At 67.3% G+C, this 22,211-nt stretch carries 17 protein-coding genes; 10 read left to right on the top strand and 7 right to left on the bottom strand.

The window, feature by feature from the left end:
* Positions 1-123: 123 nt before the first annotated feature.
* A complete protein-coding gene (locus tag AC5P9N_RS19265; protein ID WP_099484587.1) occupies positions 124-1,041 on the bottom strand; it encodes a LysR family transcriptional regulator in 918 nt (305 codons plus the stop codon).
* Between the two features lie 329 nt (positions 1,042-1,370).
* Positions 1,371-2,339, bottom strand: coding sequence for a LysR family transcriptional regulator (locus AC5P9N_RS19260; RefSeq protein WP_005407651.1), 969 nt, complete (start codon positions 2,337-2,339; stop codon positions 1,371-1,373).
* 110 nt (positions 2,340-2,449) lie between these two features.
* Here AC5P9N_RS19260 and aceB point away from each other — a divergent pair, with 110 nt between their 5' ends.
* From aceB to AC5P9N_RS19240, 4 genes are all read left to right on the top strand, one after another.
* Positions 2,450-4,072, top strand: a complete 1,623-nt coding sequence (gene aceB, locus AC5P9N_RS19255) for a malate synthase A (protein WP_033833256.1) — start codon at positions 2,450-2,452, stop codon at positions 4,070-4,072.
* Between the two features lie 64 nt (positions 4,073-4,136).
* Positions 4,137-5,438 carry an isocitrate lyase gene (aceA, locus tag AC5P9N_RS19250; RefSeq protein ID WP_099484585.1) on the top strand — a complete coding sequence of 434 codons (1,302 nt, stop codon included), beginning with the start codon at positions 4,137-4,139 and terminating at the stop codon, positions 5,436-5,438.
* 418 nt (positions 5,439-5,856) lie between these two features.
* On the top strand, positions 5,857-6,897 hold the full coding sequence (locus tag AC5P9N_RS19245; RefSeq protein ID WP_099484584.1) for a GGDEF domain-containing protein: 1,041 nt from the start codon (positions 5,857-5,859) through the stop codon (positions 6,895-6,897).
* Positions 6,898-6,914: 17 nt separating this feature from the next.
* Positions 6,915-9,452: a putative peptide modification system cyclase gene (locus AC5P9N_RS19240; RefSeq protein ID WP_099484583.1), complete on the top strand. Its 2,538-nt coding sequence runs from the start codon at positions 6,915-6,917 to the stop codon at positions 9,450-9,452.
* Here the strand turns inward: AC5P9N_RS19240 and AC5P9N_RS19235 are convergent.
* On the bottom strand, positions 9,425-9,730 hold the full coding sequence (locus AC5P9N_RS19235) for an NHLP-related RiPP peptide (protein WP_005407656.1): 306 nt from the start codon (positions 9,728-9,730) through the stop codon (positions 9,425-9,427). The two genes, AC5P9N_RS19240 and AC5P9N_RS19235, sit on opposite strands and share 28 nt — an antisense overlap.
* 143 nt (positions 9,731-9,873) lie before the next feature.
* Here AC5P9N_RS19235 and AC5P9N_RS19230 point away from each other — a divergent pair, with 143 nt between their 5' ends.
* Positions 9,874-11,043, top strand: coding sequence for a putative peptide maturation dehydrogenase (locus AC5P9N_RS19230; RefSeq protein ID WP_044569369.1), 1,170 nt, complete (start codon positions 9,874-9,876; stop codon positions 11,041-11,043).
* 21 nt (positions 11,044-11,064) lie between these two features.
* On the opposite strand, the gene AC5P9N_RS19225 is transcribed toward AC5P9N_RS19230, so the two are convergent.
* Genes AC5P9N_RS19225 through AC5P9N_RS19215 form a run of 3 tightly spaced genes read right to left on the bottom strand, consistent with a single transcriptional unit; the run spans position 11,065 to position 15,873 of the window.
* On the bottom strand, positions 11,065-13,080 hold the full coding sequence (locus tag AC5P9N_RS19225) for an acetyl-CoA carboxylase biotin carboxylase subunit (RefSeq protein WP_414489031.1): 2,016 nt from the start codon (positions 13,078-13,080) through the stop codon (positions 11,065-11,067).
* Positions 13,081-13,088: 8 nt separating this feature from the next.
* The gene (locus AC5P9N_RS19220; protein ID WP_005407659.1) at positions 13,089-14,699 is read right to left on the bottom strand and encodes a carboxyl transferase domain-containing protein; all 1,611 of its coding nucleotides are present in this window, start codon (positions 14,697-14,699) and stop codon (positions 13,089-13,091) included.
* Positions 14,700-14,709: 10 nt separating this feature from the next.
* Positions 14,710-15,873: an isovaleryl-CoA dehydrogenase gene (locus AC5P9N_RS19215; RefSeq protein ID WP_099484581.1), complete on the bottom strand. Its 1,164-nt coding sequence runs from the start codon at positions 15,871-15,873 to the stop codon at positions 14,710-14,712.
* Between the two features lie 161 nt (positions 15,874-16,034).
* Between AC5P9N_RS19215 and AC5P9N_RS19210 the strand changes: the two genes are divergently transcribed.
* The 3 genes from AC5P9N_RS19210 (at position 16,035) to AC5P9N_RS19200 (ending at position 19,193) form a co-directional block, all read left to right on the top strand.
* On the top strand, positions 16,035-16,643 hold the full coding sequence (locus tag AC5P9N_RS19210; RefSeq protein WP_005407661.1) for a TetR/AcrR family transcriptional regulator: 609 nt from the start codon (positions 16,035-16,037) through the stop codon (positions 16,641-16,643).
* 203 nt (positions 16,644-16,846) lie between these two features.
* A complete protein-coding gene (locus AC5P9N_RS19205) occupies positions 16,847-17,365 on the top strand; it encodes a c-type cytochrome (RefSeq protein ID WP_005407662.1) in 519 nt (172 codons plus the stop codon).
* A gap of 382 nt (positions 17,366-17,747) precedes the next feature.
* Complete coding sequence (locus AC5P9N_RS19200) at positions 17,748-19,193, top strand: ExeM/NucH family extracellular endonuclease (protein ID WP_065184105.1); 1,446 nt, start codon at positions 17,748-17,750, stop codon at positions 19,191-19,193.
* A gap of 302 nt (positions 19,194-19,495) precedes the next feature.
* Here AC5P9N_RS19200 and AC5P9N_RS19195 read toward each other — a convergent pair whose 3' ends face one another.
* Positions 19,496-20,353, bottom strand: a complete 858-nt coding sequence (locus AC5P9N_RS19195; RefSeq protein ID WP_099484580.1) for an EamA family transporter — start codon at positions 20,351-20,353, stop codon at positions 19,496-19,498.
* 43 nt (positions 20,354-20,396) lie between these two features.
* Here AC5P9N_RS19195 and AC5P9N_RS19190 point away from each other — a divergent pair, with 43 nt between their 5' ends.
* Together AC5P9N_RS19190 and zapE are read left to right on the top strand one after the other, a co-directional pair.
* Positions 20,397-21,068 (top strand): alpha/beta hydrolase, encoded by a 672-nt coding sequence (locus AC5P9N_RS19190; protein WP_049460816.1) that lies wholly within the window; start codon positions 20,397-20,399, stop codon positions 21,066-21,068.
* Positions 21,065-22,165 carry a cell division protein ZapE gene (gene zapE / locus AC5P9N_RS19185; protein WP_076739082.1) on the top strand — a complete coding sequence of 367 codons (1,101 nt, stop codon included), beginning with the start codon at positions 21,065-21,067 and terminating at the stop codon, positions 22,163-22,165. The genes AC5P9N_RS19190 and zapE overlap by 4 nt, the downstream gene beginning before the upstream one ends.
* Positions 22,166-22,211 lie beyond the last annotated feature (46 nt).

Below are 22,211 nucleotides of genomic sequence, written 5' to 3'. Positions count from 1 at the left end.
ACTATGGACGGTCAAACGGGCATTTTTATGGTGGTTCATCCGGGCTCTTTGGGGTCTGGAGAGGTGTGGTAACCACCATTTTCCAAAGATGTCCCGGATGAACAACGTACAGAGAGATCACAACTAACAGTCGACTCTACCGGCGAATGCCCCGCGCAGCAGCGTGGCGAAATTGCGGATCAACGGGGTTACCCGTTCGCGATGCCACGCCAGCTGCACTTCCGAATGGGCACCGGCATCGGCCAGCGCCACGAAGCGCGATCCTTCCACCCGGATGTGATCGCACGAAGACGGCAGGATCGCGGCGCCCAGGCCTGCGGCGGCCAGGCTGATCAGCGTCGAGGCTTCACCCGCCTCCTGCACGATGCGCGGTGTGAATCCGGCAGCCGCGCACAACGCGATCATGTGGTCGTGGATGCCCGCACCGGCACTGCGGCGGAACGCCACGAATGGCTCCTGCGCGAAGTCGCGCAGCGACAGCGTGCCCTGCTTCGACAGTCTGTGCAGGGCAGGATGGTCGGCATGCACGATCAACGCCAGCGGATCGACGAACAGGCTGTGCGCCACCAGTTCCGGTGGCAGCGCACGCTTGCGGATGATGCCCACGTCCAGTGACCCGTCGAGCAGCGCGTCGATCTGCTGCAGGGTGTTCATCTCGCTCAGCTGCAGCCGCACCTGCGGATACTGCTGGCGGTAATGCAGGATCGAACGCGGAATCTGCGGCGACAGCGGCGTGGCGCGGGTCAGGCCGATGTGCAGTTCACCCTGCTCGCCGCGCTGCGCGCGCTGTACCTCGTCCACCGCCGCTTCCACCTGCTGCACGATGGCGCGTGCACGTTCCTGCAGCAGCTCGCCCGCAGGCGTCAGCTGCACACGACGGTGGCTGCGCACGAACAGGCGCGCACCGATCAGGTCCTCCAGCTGGCGGATCTGCTGGCTGAGCGGCGGCTGCGACATGCCCAGCCGCTCCGCCGCCTGGCCGAAGTGCAGCGTATCGGCGACAGCGAGGAAGTAGCGCAGGTGGCGGAGTTCGATGGACATGGGGCCAGTTTATTCATCGTCAGCCGGAAATGAATCAGAGATGGGATCCGATCCCGTGCCGACCAACGGTCGGCACCCACCAACAGCAGCTGGCACCAACAGCAGCAACCAACTGTCGAAGGCGGGGTGGGTCCGGTTGCGGGGGTGTGAGCGGCACGGATGCCGCGACCAAGTCTCGGGGGTCACTTCATGGACGGGTTTACGGCGTCCCCCGCAACCGGACCCACCCCGCCATCCCACGGAATGCCCGCTGTTGCTTTTGAGGTTGCCGGCCAGCGGCCGGCACTACCGCAGGTGCAGGGCGGCAGCCCTGCAAACCAGAACACCCCTCACCGCTCCGAATGCCCGCTCTGGTCGTAATCGCGCGGGCTGAACAACTCCGGCTGGATCAGCTCGATGAACGCCCGCGCCTGCGCCGACAGCGCCTTGCCCCGGCGCACGATCACCCCGTAACTGCGTTCCGGGAACCAGCGCTTCATCGACCGCGCCGCCAACCGCTCGCGGTCGGCCTCGTTCAGGCACAGCGCCGGCACGATCGAAATGCCCATGCCCATCGCCACGTACTGCTTGATCACCTCCCAGCCGCCGACCTCCAGTGCCACGGTGTAGGCGATGCGGTGGCGCTGGAACACCTGGTCCACCAGGCGGTAGGTGATCTGCCGCTTCGGCGGCAGTACCAGCGGATAGCGCGCGATGTCGGCCAGCTCCAGCTCGCCGCCACTGGCCAGCGGATGATCGTGCGGTGCGATCAGCACCTGCTCGAAGCGGTAGGCCGGGGCGTAGCTCAGGTCGGCCGGCACATCGGTCATCGAACCGATCGCCAGGTCGGCGGCATCCTCGCGCAGCAGGTCGGTGCCGTCGGCGCTGATCGCGTTGTGCAGGGTCAGACGCACGTCCGGGTGATGCAGGCGGAAGCGTTCGACGATCTTCGGCAGCAGGTAGAGGATGGTGGAACTGTTGGCGGCGATGTTCAGTTCGCCCGCATCCAGGCCGCGCACCTTGTCGCGGAAGCGCGCCTCCAGCCCGTCCAGGTTTTCCACCAGTGGTTGCGCCATTTCATACAGCAGCTGGCCCTCGCGGCTGGGCACCAGGCGCCGCCCGCTGCGCTCGAACAGCGGCACCCCCAGCTCCCGCTCCAGCGCCTGCAACTGAAGGCTGATCGCCGGCTGGCTGACGAAAAGTGCCTCAGCCGCCCGTGAGACCGAACCCAGGCGCACGGTCTGGCAGAACGCGCGCAGCGGCTTCAGCCGGTCGGATTTGTAGGAAAAACGCGGACTTGGCGGGGTGCGTGTGCTCATCGTGTCACGAGTATTAGCACAACTTATGTAGAACATTGCAAAAACTGTTTTGCCAAATACTCCGGCCCAGCGGCACCGTGGAGTCGTTCCCCCACCGCTGGAGTCGCCCCATGTCCGCCGTCGCTTCCGCTGTTCCCACCCCTGCCAGCAAGGCTACCCCCGGCATCGCCCTGGCGACCCGCGTGGCCGGCCAGGACACCCTGCTGCCGGCGCCGCTGCTGGCCCTGCTGGTGTCGCTGCACCGTGCGGTGGAACCGGGCCGGCAGGCACGGCTGCAGGCCCGCCGCGAGCGCCAGGCGTTCTTCGACCAGGGCGGCCTGCCGGACTTCCGCGAAGACACCACCGCGATCCGCAACGGCGACTGGCGCGTTGCCCCGCTGCCGGCCGCGCTGCAGGACCGCCGCGTCGAGATCACCGGCCCGACCGACCCGAAGATGGTCATCAACGCGCTGAACTCCGGCGCCAAGGTGTTCATGGCCGACTTCGAGGATTCGACCTCGCCGACCTGGCGCAACCTGCTGGCCGGCCAGCAGTCGCTGGCGGCGGCGGTGCGCGGTGATCTGCAATTCACCGCTGCAAATGGCAAGCACTACAGCCTGCGCCCGTACGACGAGCAGGCGGTGCTGATCGTGCGACCGCGCGGCTGGCACCTGGACGAAAAGCACGTGGCCATCGACGGCCAGCCGCTGGCCGGTGGCCTGTTCGACGCGGCGGTGTTCGCCTTCCACAACGCCCGCACCCTGCAGGCGAAAGACCGCGGCCCGTACTTCTACCTGCCCAAGCTGCAGAGCATGGAAGAGGCGGCGCTGTGGGAGACCGCGCTGTCGCACATCGAAGGCATGCTCGGCCTGCCGCATGGCCAGATCAAGGTGACGGTGCTGATCGAAACGCTGCCGGCGGTGTTCGAGATGGACGAGATCCTGCACGCGCTGCGTGACCGCATCGTCGGCCTGAACTGCGGGCGCTGGGACTACATCTTCTCGTACCTGAAGACCTTCCGCCGCCACGCCGACCGCGTGCTGCCCGAACGCGGCCAGGTGACCATGACCCAGCCGTTCCTGAAGGCCTATTCGGAACTGCTGATCCAGACCTGCCACCGCCGCGGTGCGCATGCGATGGGCGGCATGGCCGCGCAGATTCCGATCAACAACGATGCCGCCGCCAACGAACAGGCGATGGCCCGCGTGCGCGCCGACAAGCTGCGCGAAGTCACCGCCGGCCATGACGGCACCTGGGTTGCGCACCCGGCGCTGATTCCGGTGGCGATGGCGATCTTCGACGAACACATGCCCGGTGCGAACCAGCACAGCGTGCTGCGCCAGGACGTGCGCGTCGGCCGCGACGAACTGATCGCACGGCCGCCGGGCACCATCACCCGCGCCGGTTTCGAAGGCAACGTGGAAGTCTGCGTGCGCTACCTGGCCGCTTGGCTGGATGGCAATGGCTGCGTGCCGATCCACCACCTGATGGAGGATGCGGCCACCGCCGAGATCAGTCGCAGCCAGCTGTGGCAGTGGCTGCACACGCCGGGCCAGCAGCTGGACGACGGCACCGCGATCGACCTCGCGCTGCTGGATTCCACCCTCTCGCAGCTGCCGGCACGGCTGGGCGATACCGCCGCGCTGCCCGGTGGCGCACGCATCGGCGAGGCCATCGCCCTGCTCGGCGAACTGAGCCGCAGCGACGAACTGACCGATTTCCTGACCCTGCCGGCCTACGCGCGCATCGACTGACCGACTGCCCGCAAACCCGCCGTTTCCCTCCCCGTTGCACGCACGAACCGAACTGGAGAAAGACATGAGCAAGCTGCCCACTGCCGAACAGATCCAGCACGACTGGGATACCAACCCGCGTTGGGAAGGCATCCAGCGCAACTACAGCGCCGCCGACGTGGTGCGCCTGCGCGGCACCGTCCACATCGAGCATTCGCTGGCCCGCCTGGGTGCGGAGAAGCTGTGGGCATCGCTGCATGAGCGCGAGTTCGTCAACGCGCTGGGTGCACTGACCGGCAACCAGGCCATGCAGCAGGTCAAGGCCGGGCTGAAGGCGATCTACCTGTCCGGCTGGCAGGTGGCGGCCGACGCCAACCTGGCCGGCCAGATGTATCCGGACCAGTCGCTGTACCCGGCCGATTCGGTGCCGGCGGTGGTCAAGCGCATCAACAACACGCTGCTGCGTGCCGATCAGCTGCACCACGCCGAAGGCAAGGATGACATCGACTTCCTGCAGCCGATCGTGGCCGACGCCGAAGCCGGTTTCGGCGGCGTACTCAACGCCTTCGAACTGATGAAGGCGATGATCGAGGCCGGCGCCGCCGGCGTGCATTTCGAAGACCAGCTGGCGTCGGTGAAGAAGTGCGGCCACATGGGCGGCAAGGTGCTGGTGCCGACCCGCGAGGCCATCGAGAAGCTCAACGCCGCACGCCTGGCAGCCGACGTGCTGGGCGTGCCGACCCTGCTGGTCGCGCGCACCGATGCCGAGGCCGCGGATCTGCTGACCAGTGACATCGACGGCAACGACCGCCCGTTCACCACTGGCGAGCGCACCGTCGAGGGCTTCTACAAGACCCGCAATGGCCTGGACCAGGCGATCAGCCGTGGCCTGGCCTACGCGCCCTACGCCGACCTGGTGTGGTGCGAGACCGGCAAGCCGGACCTGGAATTCGCACGCAGGTTCGCCGAGGCGATCCATGCGAAGTTCCCGGGCAAGCTGCTGGCCTACAACTGCTCGCCCAGCTTCAACTGGAAGAAGAACCTGGACGACGCCACCATCGCGAAGTTCCAGCGTGAGCTGGGCAGCTTTGGCTACAAGTTCCAGTTCATCACCCTGGCCGGCTTCCACGCGCTGAACTACGGCATGTTCAATCTGGCCCACGGCTACGCACGCCGCCAGATGAGCGCGTTCGTGGAACTGCAGGAAGCCGAGTTCGAAGCCGCCGAGCGCGGCTTCACCGCGGTCAAGCACCAGCGCGAGGTTGGCACCGGCTACTTCGATGCCGTCACCCAGGCGATCCAGCAGGGCCAGTCCTCGACCACCGCGTTGACCGGCTCGACCGAAGAAGAGCAGTTCCACGGCGGGCGCAGCGAACGCGCTGCGTGATGCGGTAGTGCCCGGCCGCCGGCCGGCACCCACGTGCGCCTTCGGGCACTATGGAGAAGCCCGCCAGCGGCCGGCTCTACCGTGGGCGCGAATCCGATCAGGGTGGCCAGGGAAGGGCCAGGCAACGCCGGCCGGTCGGGGGACCTGCCGGCGTTGTTGTATCGATGGAAACGCGATGAACGCATGCAGCGTCAATCCAGCGCACCCCACAGTCCGGCAACTTGGCCGAAACCCTGTGAAGGTGGCCATCAGATTGATCCGGAACGACTTTTCCTTGGACCGTGGCGGGCAGAACGGCCACCGTGCGCCTTCACATCGGGAAAGCGGACTACAAGGCTCAAAATGAGATAGGGCGCACATTTTAAAGCGGTGCTATGCTCCGCGGCTCACCAGGGGACGCTGGCGGCGGGTGCAGGGAATGACCGGCAGGGGTGCGGCCGAGAACAGTGATGTGACGTCAGGTATCGCCCGGGTGGCGATGGCCGAGATCGTGCATGCGCTGCTGTCCGATGCCGAGGTCGCATTGTTCGCCAGATTTGCCCGTCCACGCAAGCTTCATGCCGGGCAGTGGCTGTTCCAGCGTGGCCACCGTGGCGAGCGCATGTACGTGATCCTGGAAGGCCAGATCGAACTGGATTTCGGCGAGGACCTGGTGATCAAGACCCTCGGGCAGCAGGAGTTCTTCGGTGAGCTGGGCCTGCTGGTGGGTGATCACCCGCGCAGCGCCAGTGCGCGCGCCCTGGTGGACTGCGAGGTGCTTGAGCTGGGGCCCGCCGACTTCCATCGTCTGGTGGAATCCGATCCGGGCCTGGTCGCCTACTTCCTGCGCCGCACGATCATGCGCGTGCTGACCAACGAACAGGCGCTGATCAGCCAGCTGCGCCGGCGCAACCATGATCTGGAAACCGCGCTGGACAATCTGTACATCACTACCCACCAGCTGACCCACACCCGTGAACTGGTGCGTACCGATGAACTGACCGGGCTGCACAACCGCCGTGGCCTCACCCTGTACCTGCAGGAATGCCGCGCCGATGGCAGTGGGCTGCCGCAGGCGCTGCTGCTCATCGACTGCGACCGCTTCAAGCAGATCAATGACCGCCATGGCCACCAGGCCGGCGATCGCGTGCTGCAGAGCATGGGCAACATCCTGCGCTCGATGGCCGGTGAGCAGGACCTGGCCTGCCGGCTCGGCGGTGACGAGTTCTGCCTGATCCTGCGTCGTGGCAACCACGAGATCGTGCAGCACGCGGCAGAGTTCATCCTCAGCGCGGTACACGGCCTGCTCGAGCGCAGCCACGGCACGCCGCACGTCAGCCTGGTCAGCATCGGCGCCAGCCTGCTGGACCCGCATGCGGGCTGGAGCGAGTGGTACGCCAGCGCGGATCGTGCGCTGTACCAGGCCAAGCGTGATGGTGGCAACTGCCTGCGTTGGGCAGACGCAGTGGACTCACCCTAGATCGGGAGACATAGGCGATGAATGGCGACAACGGAACGTCGGCGCCGCACAACCAGCAACTGCGCGCCCTGCTGTTCACCGACCTGTGTGACTCGCTGCTGCTGGTCGAACGCATCGGCGATGTCGCTGCCGCCGAACTGTTCCAGGAACACGACCGCCTGGTGCTGGCGCTGCAGCAGCGCTGGAACGGCCAGCTGATCGATCGCTCCGACGGGCTGTTCATGCTGTTCGAGCGCCCGATCGACGCGCTTGGCTTCGCATTGGATTACCAGCGTGGTCTGCAGCCGCTGGGGCAGAGACACGAGATCCATCTGCAGGCGCGGGCCGGTCTGCATGTGGGCGATGTGCTGACCTGGGAGAACAGCGCCGAGGCAGTGCGGGCTGGCGCCAAGGCGATTGAAGTCGAAGGCCTGGCCAAGCCGACGGCGGCGCGCCTGATGCAGTTGGCACGCCCGGGCCAGATCCTGCTTTCGGCGGTGGCCGAATCCATCGTGCGTCGCTCCAGTGGGTCGCTGGGCGCGATGGCTGAAGGCCTGCAATGGCGGTCGTTCGGGCGATGGCGCTTCAAGGGCGTGAGCCAGCCAGCCGAAGTCTACGGCGTGCAGGCGGCGGGCATGCCCACGCCGGGGCGGCTGCGGCACACGGCCAAGGCCCGGCGTGATCTTCCGTTGTGGCGCCGTCCGCTGGCGATGGCGGCGCAGGCCGCCGTGCTGCTGGCCGCGGTGCTTGGCGTCTGGTTGCTGACCCGGCCACAGCCGGCCATCGCGTTCGCCGAACGCGACTGGGTGGTGCTCGGCGGGCTGCATAACCTCACCGGCAATCGACTGCTCGACGACGCCCTGGACCAGGCGTTCCGGATCAGTCTCGAGCAGTCCCGCTACGTCAACGTCGTCAGTGACGACCGCGTCGGCCGCACCCTTGAGATGATGCGGAAACCGCCGGATCGCGGTGTCCGTGAACGTCGCGATGCCGCCGCTGTGGCGGTGCGCACGGGCGCCCGCCTGGTGTTCGTGCCATCGGCGACCGATGTCGGCGGCCGAACCCGCTTCAGCGTGGAGGTGGTCGAGCCGTCGACGCTGCGCACCCTGGCCGTGGTATCCGCCGATGCGAAGGCCGGTGCGGTACTGGCGGCAGTGGACGATGTTTCGCGCCAGCTGCGCGATCGCCTGGGCGAAGAGCCCGCATTGATCCAGCGCGACAGCCAATCCCTGCCGGAGGTGACCACGGGCAGCATGGATGCGTTGCGTGCGTTTGCCTTGGGCCAGAAGCGCTACAGCCGAGGAGATTTCAACGGCGCGATGGCGTTCTTCGGGCAGGCGATCGAGGTCGATCCTGAGTTCGCCCTGGCATGGCTGGGCCAAGCCCGCTGTCGCTTCGCCATGATGAATTACCGCGATGCCCGGCGTCTGCTGGCAGAGGCCGACCGTCGATCAGGGCACCTTACGCCGCGCGAGCGCCTGTACGTGCAGAACTGGGCGCTGCAGATCAGTGATCCGGATCGCGCCACCGATGGCTGGGCGCGCATGGCGGAGCTGTATCCGGATTACATGCCTGCAAGCTACAACGCCGGTCTGAATCTTTTCCACGAGAACCGCCTTGCCGAGGCCCTGGCGCTTTCCAGGCGTGTTGCACAAAGCAGGGTCGAGCTGCCTGAGATCGCGCAGGACCAGTACGGCCGCGCCTTGCTGGCCAGCGAGCGCTATGCAGAGGCTGACATCGCGTTCAGCCGTGCCGCCGGCAATGGTTGGGAAGGTGCATTGATGCGCCAGGCGACGGTGGCGGCAGCGCGTTCCGAGTTCGAGAAGGCCAATGCGCTGCTTGGGCGGATCGATCCAGGCAACTTCCATGCTGGCAATTTCGCTACCACGATTGCGCTTGACCAAGGCGATGTCGAGGGCGCCATCAAGCTCGCCGAACAGGGAAGGATGCTTGCCGGACAGCGCCAGGGCATGGATCGGTACAACTTCGACATGCCCCTGGCCGTCGCCTACATGATGGCCGGCAGAAGGTCGAAGGCGCTGATGGTGGCGCGCGTGGCCGCGACCGCGCCGTTCGCAGAGCTGAGCGGCGAACCCGCGGTGGAGGTAGTGGATCGCCTGGTTGCAGCACACGCAGCAGCCTTGCTGGCACTGAGACTGGGCGATGCCGCACCGGCCAAGGCGGTCCAGGCCCGGATGAACGCGCTTCAGGATCTCCCTGACAGCAGCGTGTTGCGCCAGTACGTCACCCTGTTGGCCGGGCGGATGATGCAGCATGAGGGCCGGCCCCAGGCCGGGCTGGACCTGCTCGTACCGCTGCTGAAGAAGCAGCCACGCCTGCAGGTGCGGCTGGCAGTGCGTGACCTGGCGCTGGAGGCGGGCCTGAAGGATGTTGCCCAGGAGCAGACGCGTTGGCTGCGTGATCGCCCCGGATTTGCATATGCAGAAGCGCAATGCAGCTTCTGCCTGCAGGCGCTTAACGTAGTGGATGTGCGGAGGCTCATGGCGGCGCCGGCAATCGAGGCTGCCGACACCATGGCCTCGATGCCTCAGCGCAGCGTGCGCGGCGAGCCGTAACCGTCCTCAAGCATCGGCACGGAGTAGCCGGTACCACTGGTCAGCATGGCGATGATCTGCTCTTCGGCCTGTGCGATGACGTCTTTCTCCGCCAGGCAGATGTTCTTGCAGCAATCCTGGACGAACTGCTGAAGGTCAGCCGGGTTGGATGGAACGTGTCCAGCCAGCAGTATCGCGGCAGCCGTGTCGGTGGCGAAGAGCTGGCGGAAGGTGTCATCGGTGGCGAGGCGCTGAACCAGCGTCCTTGCGACCGGCAGCGAGAGCGTCAACGTGGGCATTGTGTCCTGCATCCATGGAGTGTCGAGGGGCAGTGGTGATGTCGGCTTGGCAAAGCGGTTCTTGAGAGGGTAGAGCGGGAGATGTAAAGGAATCGGGTGGCGGTTCGATAACGTGGATTCACGATGAAGGAAGGGCTGATCCGATGGATGTCAGGCGCTGCGCGATCGTAGTGGTACAGCCCACCGAGCAGATCCGGTTCGAGTTTGAGGGCCTGCTGCGCGGTGGTGATGGGCTGGTGCGCACGCTTGCCTGGGAGGCACTCGCCCCCCACCTGGATGGACCGGTGGTGCTGGACGCTGCGGCACAGGCACTGCTGGGAAGCCTGAGCCCAAGTGCATGGACCACGCTTGAGGCAGGGGAGGCCTGTTCACCCGCGATGGACCTGCTGATCGCCAGTGGCCTGGTGTTGACCCGGGGGCAGGATGACGATGTTGCCGCTCGTGACGAGCGGCTGCGTGCAACGCATTGGCATCCCCTGGCTGCGGTCATGCATGCCTTCTCACGCTGGGAGGATGTTGACGCCGTTCGCAACATGCGTGAATCACAGATCGAAACGGCCTCGCAGATGCGCAGGACGTTGGGACCGCCGCCACCGCACGCTGCCGCTGCCGACGCTGGGTTGGTACCACTGCCGCCTCAGCAGTCCAACGATTTCGACGCACTGCTGGCGCGGCGCGTCACCTGCCGGAACTTCGATGTCACCCGATCACTGCCGCTGTCCCTGCTGAGCCAGATGCTGCAACGGGCATTCGGCAGCAGCAGCTGCCAGCGCGAAGGCGATGATCTGGTGTTCCTGAAGAAGAACGTCCCTTCGGGCGGTGGACTGCATCCTGTCGAAGCCTACGTGCTGGTGCGCAATGTCGATGGACTTGCCGCGGGCATGTACCTCTATCGAGCGCAGGGCCACGGACTGATGCCGGTTGATTGCCCCGTGGCCATCGATCGCGACTTCGTGATGTCCATGGTCGGGCAGCAGCACTGGTTCGCGGATGCGCACGTGCTGGTGGTCCTGGCCCCGCGTTTCAACAGGACGTACTGGAAGTATCGCCAGCATGGGAAAAGCTATCGGGTTGTCGCGATGGAGGCGGGACATCTATCCCAGACGCTGTACCTGGCGGCCACGGATGCCGGCCTGGGAGCATTCATTACTGCAGCGATCAACGAAAAGCCCATCGAACGTGCCCTGGGCCTGGACACGATCAATGAGGGGGTACTCGCGGTCTGCGGTTTCGGATGGCGTGCATCACGGATGACGACCAGCGAGCTGGACCCTGCAGGCACGATCTGGAACCTTGAAGACCGCGCGGGCTGACCCCGCGCGGCCTCTGCTGCATCACGCCGCTTCGAAGTCCACCAGTACCGCGCCATCACCCACCTGGTCGCCGGCCTTGGCGCGATAGCCCTTCACCGTCCCATCCGCCGGTGCCTGCAGGGTGTGCTCCATCTTCATCGCTTCCAGCACCACCAGCGGCGTGCCGCGCTTGACCTCGGTGCCGGCCGCGACCAGTGTCGCGACGATCTTGCCCGGCATCGGCGCCAGCAGGCTGCCGGCATCCGCCACGGCGTGGTCCGATTCGCCCACCGGATCGTGCAGGGTGAAGCGGTGCTGGCCGTCGGCGCCGAACAGGTACAGCTGGTCACCGTCGCGCAGCAGCTGCAGCGACCAGCGGCGTTCGCCCAGCTGCACGGTAAGATGCTGCGCATCGGCTGTGCCGATCACCTGAACCGGCGCGGCGTCATCGCGCTGCACGCGCCAGCCATCGGCCTGTGCCCACACTTTGAGCGTGTGCTTGCGTTCGCCCTGCTGCAGCGGCAGCACGCGCGGTGCCGATGCGCCGAGGCGCCAGCCATCCTGGGCCTGCCATGGCGAATGCGGGTCGCGCGCGTCGGTGCTGGCACCGGCAGTGCCAGCAACCGCGGCCACGGCGGCCAGCTGCCACAGGGCATCATCCGTGTCGCCCACTGCGCTCAATGCCGCCTGTTCGCGTTCGATCAGCGCGGTATCCAGCCTGGCGTGCGCGAACGAATCGGTATTCACCAGCCGGCGCAGGAAGCCGGCATTGGTGGTCACGCCTACCACCTGGCAGTCGGCCAGCGCCTGGCTCATGCGGCGCAGCGCTGCATCGCGGTCCACGTCCCAGACGATCAGCTTGGCGATCATCGGGTCGTAGTACGGGGTGATGCTGTCGCCTTCCTCCACGCCGGTATCCACGCGCACATGGGCCGACGGGATTGGCAGGCGCAGGCGGCGCAGGGTGCCGGTGGAGGGCAGGAAGCCACGGTCGGCATCTTCGGCATACAGGCGCGCTTCGATCGCGTGGCCGTGGATGGCCAGCTGCTCCTGGCGCAGCGGCAGCGGCTGGCCCGAGGCCACACGCAGCTGCCATTCCACCAGGTCGGTACCGGTGATGTACTCGGTGACCGGGTGCTCGACCTGCAGGCGGGTGTTCATTTCCATGAAGTAGAAATCGCCGTCCGGGCCGGCGATGAACTCCACCGTGCCCGCACCTTCATAGCCCACCGCGCGCGCGGCATCGACCGCCGCCTTGCCCATCGCAGCACGACGTTCCGCGCTCATGCCCGGGGCCGGCGCTTCTTCCAGCACCTTCTGGTGGCGGCGCTGCACCGAGCAGTCGCGCTCGAACAGGTACACCGCGTCACCGTGGCTGTCGCCGAATACCTGGATCTCGATATGGCGCGGGCGCTCGACATACTTCTCGACCAGCACGTGGTCGTTGCCGAACGCCGAGGCCGCCTCGCGCTGGCAGCTGGCCAGCGCATCGACGAAGTCCTCGCTGCGCTCGACCTTGCGCATGCCCTTGCCACCGCCACCGGCGCTGGCCTTGATCAGTACCGGGTAGCCGATGGCGTCGGCCTGCGTGCGCAGGAAGTCCGGTGCCTGCTGGTCGCCGTGGTAGCCCGGGGTCAGCGGTACGCCGGCCTTGGCCATCAGCGCCTTGGCCGCGCTCTTGTCGCCCATCGCGCGGATGGCGCTGGCCGGCGGCCCGATGAAGGTGATGCCGGCGGCGGCGCAGGCATCGGCGAAGTCGGCATTCTCGGACAGGAAGCCGTAGCCGGGGTGGATCGCCTGCGCGCCGGTCGTGCGTGCGGCGTCGAGCAGGGCATCGCCGCGCAGGTAGCTCTCACGCGCGGCAGCCGGGCCGATGTGGATGGCTTCATCGGCCAGCCGCACGTGGCGCGCGTTGCGGTCGGCATCGGAGTACACCGCCACGGTGGCGATGCCGAGGCGGCGGCAGGTGGCGATGACGCGACAGGCGATTTCGCCACGGTTGGCGATCAGGACTTTGGTGAACATGGCAACGGGCTTCATGGGAGCGTGCTCGGTCATGGCATGGATTACATGCGGAACACGCCGAAGCGCGTCTGCTGCGGGGCGGCGTTGAGGCTGGCCGACAGCGCCAGGGCCAGCACCCGGCGGGTGTCGGCCGGATCGATCACGCCGTCGTCCCACAGGCGCGCGCTGGCGTAGTACGGGTGGCCCTGCTGCTCGAACTGGTCGCGGATCGGCGCCTTGAACGCGTCTTCCTCCGCAGCCGGCCACTGGCCGCCCTTGGCTTCGATGCCATCGCGCTTGACCGTGGCCAGCACGCTGGCGGCCTGCTCGCCGCCCATCACGCCGATGCGTGCGTTCGGCCACATCCACAGGAAGTTCGGCGAGTACGCGCGGCCGCACATGCCGTAGTTGCCGGCGCCGAACGAACCGCCGATCACCACGGTGAACTTGGGAACCCTGGCGCAGGCCACCGCCATCACCAGCTTGGCGCCGTCCTTGGCGATGCCGCCCTGTTCGTACTTGCGGCCGACCATGAAGCCGGTGATGTTCTGCAGGAACACCAGCGGAATGTTGCGCTGGGTGCACAGCTCGATGAAGTGCGCGCCCTTCAGCGCCGACTCGGAGAACAGGATGCCGTTGTTGGCGATGATGCCGATCGGGTAGCCGTTCAGATGGGCGAAGCCGGTCACCAGCGTCGCGCCATAGCGCGGCTTGAATTCGTCGAAGCGCGAGCCATCGACCAGGCGCGCGATCACCTCGCGTACGTCGTAGGGCTTGCGCGTATCAGCCGGGATCACGCCGTACAGTTCGTGTGCCGGCAGCAGCGGTTCTTCGCTGGCCTGCACCGCCATCGCCGGTTCCGGCTTGCGCCAGTTCAGCTGCGCGATGATCGCACGCACCCGTGCCAGTGCCTGCAGATCGTTGTCAGCCATGTGGTCGGCCACGCCGGATATGCGGGTGTGCACGTCGGCGCCGCCCAGTTCCTCGGCGGTCACTACTTCACCGGTGGCCGCCTTCACCAGCGGCGGGCCGCCGAGGAAGATCGTGCCCTGTTCGCGCACGATCACCGTCTCGTCGCTCATCGCCGGCACGTAGGCGCCACCAGCGGTGCAGCTGCCCATCACGCAGGCGATCTGCGGAATGCCCTGCGCCGACAGGTTGGCCTGGTTGTAGAAGATGCGGCCGAAATGGTCGCGGTCGGGGAAGACTTCGTCCTGCAGCGGCAGGAACGCGCCACCGGAATCGACCAGGTAGATGCACGGCAGGTGGTTCTGTTCTGCGATCTCCTGCGCGCGCAGGTGCTTCTTCACCGTCATCGGGTAGTAGGTACCGCCCTTGACCGTGGCATCGTTGGCCACGATCACGCACTCCACGCCGCTCACCCGGCCGATGCCGGCCACCACGCCGGCGGCCGGCACGGCGTCTTCGTACATGCCATGCGCGGCCAGCGGCGCGATTTCGAGGAAGGCGCTGCCGGGGTCGAGCAGGGCGTCGATGCGGTCACGCACCAGCAGCTTGCCGCGTGCGGTGTGCTTGGCGCGTGCGGCTTCGCTGCCACCCAGCGCGGTGCGCGCCAGGGTGGCGTGCAGATCGTCGACCACGGCCTGCATGGCCGCGCGGTTGGCTTCAAAGGTATCGCTGCCCGGTTGCAGCTGGCTGTTCAGGACGGTCATCGCGGTGGCCTTACAGGGTGCGCTGGAACAGTTCGCGGCCGATCAGCATGCGGCGGATCTCCGAGGTGCCGGCGCCGATTTCATACAGCTTGGCGTCGCGCCACAAGCGGCCGGTCGGGTATTCGTTGATGTAGCCGTTGCCGCCCAGAATCTGGATCGCCTGGCCGGTCAGCCAGGTGGCCTTCTCGGCGGCGTACAGGATGGCACCGGCGGCGTCCTGGCGGGTGGTGCGGCCCTGGTCGCAGGCGCGCGCCACGGCATAGACATAGGCGCGGCAGGCACCCAGGCCGACGTACATGTCGGCGATCTTGGCCTGGATCAGCTGGAAGCTGCCGATCGCCTCACCGAACTGGTGGCGCTCGTGCACGTACGGCATCACCACGTCCATCGCCGCGGCCATCAGGCCCAGCGGGCCGCCGGACAGCACCACGCGCTCGTAGTCCAGGCCGGACATCAGCACGCGCACGCCACCGCCAACCTGGCCCAGCACGTTTTCTTCCGGCACTTCGCAGTCCTGGAACACCAGCTCGCAGGTGGGCGAGGAGCGCATGCCCAGCTTGTCCAGCTTCTGCGCGGTGGAAAAGCCCTTCATGCCCTTCTCGACCAGGAACGCGGTGATGCCCTTGGCGCCGGCGTCCATGTCGGTCTTGGCATAGACCACCAGCACGTCGGCATCCGGGCCGTTGGTGATCCACATCTTGTTGCCGTTGAGCACGTAGCGGTCGCCGCGCTTGTCGGCGCGCAGCTTCATCGACACCACGTCCGAACCGGCACCCGGCTCGCTCATCGCCAGCGCGCCGATCAGGCTGCCGTTGCACAGGCCCGGCAGGAAGCGCTGCTTCTGTTCTTCGTTGCCGTTCTTGCGCAGCTGGTTCACGCACAGGTTGGAGTGCGCGCCATAGGACAGGCCAATGCCGCCGGAGGCACGCGAGATTTCTTCCATCGCCACCACGTGGGCCAGGTAACCCATGCCGGTGCCGCCGTATGCTTCTTCCACGGTGAGGCCGAGCAGGCCCTGTTCGCCCAGCTTCGGCCACAGGGCCAGCGGGAACTGGTTGCTGGCATCGGCCTCGGCGGCCAGCGGTGCGACCTCGGCGGCGGCAAAATGGGCCACGCTCTGGCGCAGCAGGTCGATGTCTTCGCCAAGGTCGAAGTTCAGGGATGGCACGTGCATTGTGGTGGCTCCACGACGGGATGGCAGGAAATGGACGCACCCGGCGGGGGAGCGGGCGGCGGTCTGCAGGACCGCTGCCCGCACGGGCGATTGGACCCCAGCGTAGCGGGGTTCGGATAAGAAGTGAATACAAATTCAAAAATTGAAACCAGAATCAAAACATGGCCTACAAACGCTCTGCACTGATGGAAGAACGCCTGGCCGGGGCCCGTGAACGGATCCTGCTGGCCACCCGTGAGCTGGTCGCCACCGGCGGCTGGCGCAACGCCCCGGTGACCGCCGTGGCAACCCAGGCGGGGGTATCCACTGGCCTGATCTATCGCCATTTCCCGTCCAAGGCTGAGCTGTTCGTGGAGGTGCTCAACGCCGCGGTGGCCCACGAGGTCGCGATCATGGAGCGCATCGCCAGTGGTCCGGAGGTGGCCAGCGAGCGCCTGCGGCTGGCGATCACCGCCTTCGTTCGCCGCGCCCTGGCCGGGCCGGGGCTGGCGCATGCCTTCATCGTCGAACCGGTCGACCCGGACGTGGAAGCCGAACGCATGCGTGGCCGTCGTGCCTTTGGGGATGTCTTCCTGCGGCTGGTGGAGGAGGGCGTGGCCGCCGGTGAGCTGCCTGCGCAGGACGCGCATGTGGCCGCCGCCTGCCTGGTCGGCGCCTTCACCGAGGCGATGGTCGGCCCGACCGCACCCAGCCGCGAAGCGCACCGCGACGAAGACGCGCTGGTGGATGCGATCTGCAGCTTCTGCCTGCGCGCGATCGGCGCCCGGTAACGTGGTAGAGCCGGCCGCTGGCCGGCTTCTGTTGCTGGGGTCAGATCCCTTCTGCGCCGCAAAGGGATCTGACCCCAGCCCCCGGCATGTTGCGCCGCACCAGCAGTGACGCCTGTTGTCGCACGCAAAGCGCGTTCTATACTCGGTCCATCACGCAGTCGCTCAGCCGTGGTCCAACGACTATCAGCCAGGGGTAACGAAGAGTGCGGAATTACGATCTGGAGTTCCTGAAACGCTTCTCCATGGTGATCGCGCTGCTGGCGACCATCACCCTCGGCCTCATCCTCCTAGCCGCCTACATCCACACCCGGATTCCGCCCGAGGTGTCGCCGACGGCGGCCAAGCGCACCGAACAGCGCATCTCGCCCACCGGCGCGGTCTATGCCGGCAGCACCGGCGCCGCCGCGCAGGCTGCGGCCAAGGCCGCCGCGCTGGCCAAGGCCGCCTCGCAGGTGGCCTACGGCGGCACCAAGGACGGCAAGGTCATCTTCGACAACCTGTGCACCGCCTGCCACACCACTGGCGTGGGCATGGCGCCGACGCTGGACCATTCGCACTGGGACAAGCGCATCGCGCAGGGCAAGGACACCCTCTACAAGCACGCCATCGAGGGCTACACCGGCCCGGATGGCGGCATCATGCCGCCCAAGGGTGGCAACCCGGCGCTGACCGAGGAACAGATCCACGCCACCGTGGACTGGATGCTGGGCAACCTGAAGTAGGCGCCGGGACGGCCAAACCGCGAAACGGCGGAAACGTCGAAACATGGAATGGCCGAACGGGATGGCAGAACCGCGGAACATGGAACGGCGGAACGGGATGGCGGAACCGCGGAACATGGAACGGCCGAATGGGATGGCGGAACCGCGGGAAGGGGGTAGAGTCGACTGTTGGTCGACTGCTCTTCCCAACGCCACCGAAAAAGCCCGCGCTGCGCGCGATAGTCGACTAACCGTCGACTCTACCCGCCGGTCGCCCCAATCGCCGCGGTCGTTCTCCATCCGCCGCCGGCGGCTTTGCCGGCCAAGGCCAAAACCGCGCGCGTCGCTGGGGTTTCGCATTTCAAGGTTAGTCTGTGCGCCTCTTCCATGGAGTCGCCCGTCGATGCGCCGCCGTTCCCTCGCCCTTGCCCTGTCCCTGCTGCTGCCGGCCGGCGCCTTTGCCCAGGCCCAGCCGCAGGCCGCACCGGCCGCGTCGCCCTCCGCTGCGCGCAGCAGCGCCACCGTGGTGCTGACCGCCGCGCCGGCCGACTGGCGTGCACTGGATGGCCAGCGCGTGCGCATCGCCGCACCGCTGACCCTGGCCGGTACCGACGGCCTGGAGCGCTTCGGCCAGCTCACCGTGGCCTTCGATGGCCGCCTCTGGCAGCCGACCGAAGTGGCCACGCCGGGCACTGCCGGCTATGAGCAGGTGAGGGCCGACAACCAGCGCCGCCGCCTGGTGCTGGAAGATGGCAGCGATGCCCGCGACCCGGCCAGCGTGGCTTACCTGCCGGGCAACCCGGTGCTGCGCACCGGCATGCAGCTGCGCGATGTGCAGGGCATCGTGCGCATGGACGCGCAGGGCCATCCGCGCCTGCAGGTCGAAGGCGCGCTGAAGCTGCCGGAACTGAAGCGCCCGGCGGTGCCGACCGTGCCGGGCCGCCTGCATGTGGCGGCCTTCAACCTGGAGAACTTCTTCAACGGAGACGGCCAGGGCGGTGGCTTCCCGACCCTGCGCGGCGCACGCACGCTGGAGGAACACAAGGCGCAGGTGGCCAAGCTGGTCACCACGGTCAACGCGCTGGGCGCCGATGTCGCCGCGCTGATGGAGCTGGAGAACGATGGCTACGGCCCGCAGTCGGCCATCGCCGAACTGGTCGATGCCCTCAACCGCGACCGTGGCGCGCAGGGCGACTGGCGCTTTGTCGATGCCGGCAACGGCCCCGGCGACAACCCGATCCGGGTCGGCATCATCTACCGCAGCGCGCGCCTGCAGCCGGTGGGCAAGCCGGCTACGCTGACCGGTGGATCGTTCGTCGAGCACAGCCGCGTGCCGCTGGCGCAGGCCTTCCAGGGCAAGCAGGGCGCGCCGTTCGTGGTGGTGGCCAACCACTTCAAGTCAAAGGGCTGCCGCGACGCCGCCGGTGCCGACGCCGACCACAACGACAACCAGGGCTGCTGGAACGCCACCCGCGTGACCTCGGCGCAGCAGCTGCATGCCTGGCTGCAGACCGACCCGACCGGTACCGGTGCAAAGGACGCGGTGCTGCTCGGCGATTTCAATGCTTACGCGATGGAAGACCCGATCCGCACCCTGCATGACCTGGGCTGGCAGGACGCGTTCAAGGTCGCCAAGGTCGAGCATCCCTACAGCTACGTCTACAACGGCTATACCGGCCGCCTCGACCACGCGCTGCTGAGCCCGGGCATGGCCAAGCGCCTGCGCGGTGCCGCCGAATGGCACAGCAATGCCGACGAACAGGACGCCAGCGGCTACCAGGGCCGCAACGTGCAGGGCCCGTGGCGCAGCTCCGACCACGACCCGCTGTTGTTGGGTTTCGACAGATAAGGTTCGGCGGGGATCTGCTCTGGGAGGGACCTTGATCGGCACGGATGCTGCCGTTGCTTTTGATCTATCAGTCCGCCTTCAAGCGAGCCGAGCATCGCAGGTGAATCAGGGGCGAAGAGGCGCCGATGTTTGAGCGCAGCGAGTTCGGCGCTGTCCCCTGATTCACCGAGAAGCGCAGGGAACCGGTGCACAGCACCGGCTCGCGGCTGGCGGCGTGTTTCTTTTGGTTACTTTTCTTTTCGCGCGAAAAGAAAAGTGACATCCCACCGCGGGCGCGGAAATGGCCCGCCGCAACCCAACGCTCACCCCCAGGCGATCAACCCGATCGCCAGCACCGCCAGCGCCAGGCCGGCGCGGTTCCACCGGGTGGTCGCCTCGCCGAAGGCGAACACGCCCACCAGCGCGCCCAGCACCACCACGCCGATGTTCATGCCGGCGAACACGGTGGCCGGGTTGTCCGGGATCGACTGGTGGGCGTGCACATAGAAGAGGATGTTGCCGCCATTGAGCAGGCCCAGCAGCGCACCTGCGCCGAGGTTGCGCCAGGCCAACCGGCTGCGGCCACTGGCGTGCCGCCACAGCTGCAACGCCAGCATCAGCACGAAGGCCACGCTGAAGCTGGCCAGCACCGCCGCCATCGACGGCGTGCCGGACAGCGCCACCTGCTTGAGCAGCACGTCCACCACCGCGAAGCCGCCCCATACGCCCAGCAGCCAGCCCCAGCCACCGGGCGAGGACGCCACCGCCGGTCCGCGCGGGCGCAGGCTGATGGCCACCATCGCCAGCAGGCCCAGGCCGAGCCCGGCCAGCTTCCACGGCGTGGCAGTCTGGCCGAAGAACAGGAAGGCGGCGGCCAATGACAGCAGCAGCGACAGCCGCTGCGCCACGTCGCTGCGGACGATGCCGGCCACCGCCACCGCGCGGCCCAGCACCAGGAAAATCGAGGGCAGCACCACCGCCAGCGCCAGCAATGACAGCCACGGCGCGTGCGGCGCGCGCAGCGCATCCAGCGGCGGCTGCAGCACCACGGCGGTGAGCGTTGCCGCCACCAGATAGTTCCAGGTGACCATCTGCGAAACATCCAGCTGGCGGCGTCCGGCCACCTTCAACAACACCGAAACCAGCACGCTGCAGATCACGGCCAAAGACAGGTAGAGCATGGGACAGGCACAGGGCAGGGGCGGGGGACGGTATCATGGTGCCATGCACAAGCACTCGTTCCCCGTCGCCCCCGGCGAAACCGCCTGCCTCGAACTGGACGGCCCGGCCGGCCCGCTGGAAGTGGTCGTCGACCTGCCCAAGGCCGATGTGCCGGTGCAGCCGATCGTGGCCATCATCTGCCACCCGTTGTCCACCGAAGGCGGCACCCTGCACAACAAGGTGGTCACCATGACCGCCACCACCCTGCGCGAGCTGGGCATCGCCACGGTGCGATTCAACTTCCGCAGCGTGGGTGGTTCGGCCGGTGAGTTCGACCATGGCGTGGGCGAGCAGGACGACCTGAAGGCCGTCGCCGCCTGGGTGCGCAGCCAGCGTCCGGACGACCGCCTGTGGCTGGCCGGTTTCAGCTTCGGCGCGTTCGTTTCACTGAAGGCCGCGGCCGAGTTGCAGCCGGAAGCGCTGATCTCGATCGCGCCGCCGGCCGGCCGCTGGGACTTCGATGGCATCGCACCGCCGGCCCGCTGGCTGGTGATCCAGGGCGAGCAGGACGAGATCGTCGACCCGCAGGCTGTCTACCAGTGGCTGGACTCGCTGGATTTCCCGCATGAGCTGGTGCGCATGCCCGAGACCAGCCACTTCTTCCACCGCAAGCTGATCGACCTGCGCGGCGCGCTGACCCACGGCGTCAAGCACTGGCTGGGCGCGGCGGCATGAGCGACGTGGAACTGACCCCGTCGCAGCGGTACGCGGAAGGGGTTGCCCGTGGCGACTGGCAGAACGACCCGGCCCAGCATGCGGCGCTGGCCGAGCTGGACCGCATCCACCTGGGCCTGCTGGACAGTGCCGAGGACGGTTGGCTGGACCGCCTGTCCTCGTTCTGGAAGAAGCCCGAGCCGGTGAAGGGCCTGTACTTCTGGGGCGGGGTCGGCCGCGGCAAGACCTTCCTGGTCGACCTGTTCTACGACGGGCTGCCGATCAAGCAGAAGTACCGCACCCACTTCCACCGCTTCATGCGCAGCGTCCACGAGCGCCTGCGCGAGCACCAGGGCCAGAGCGACCCGCTGGCGAAGATCGCCCAGGAATGGCGCAGCAACCTGCGCGTGCTGGTGCTGGACGAATTCTTCGTCACCGACATCGGCGATGCGATGCTGCTGGCGCGGCTGCTGGAGCGCCTGTTCGCCGAGGGCGTGACCCTGGTCACCACCTCCAACACCGCAGTGGAGAACCTGTACCTCAACGGCCTGCAGCGCGAGAGCTTCCTGCCGGCCATTGGCCTGCTGCAGCGCTTCTGCGTCGAGCTGTACGCCGAAGGTACCGAGGATTACCGCATGCGCGCGCTGACCCGCTCGCCGGTATACCGCGCACCGCTGGCGACCGACAGCGATGAGTGGCTGGCCACGCGCTGGAACGAGCTGAGCGGCGGCCAGCCGGCCAAGCCCGGCAACATCGAGATCGAGGGCCGCAAGATTCCGGTGCGTGGCCGCGGCAAGAGCATTGCCTGGTTCGATTTCGCCGCGCTGTGCGAAGGCCCGCGCGGGCCCTCGGATTACATCGAGATCGCGCACGAGTTCAACACGGTGCTGCTGGGCGGCATTCCCGCCTTCGACCGCCTGAACGAAGATGCCGCGCGCCGCTTCGTCAACCTGATCGACGAGCTGTACGACCGCCACGTCAACCTGGTCTGCACCGCCAGCACCTCGCCGATCGAGCTGTACACCGGCCAGCGCCTGCAAGGGGCGTTCGAACGTACCGCCTCGCGCCTGATCGAAATGCAGAGCGCCGAGTACCTGGGCACCCCGCACCGGGCGTGAGGGGCCTGCGGGCGTGCGTTGCCGGCCAGCGGCCGGCACGACCCCC

It is taken from the genome of Stenotrophomonas sp. YJH_SMC_6 (assembly GCF_059371335.1).
This window is presented reverse-complemented; position numbering and strand designations above follow the sequence as displayed.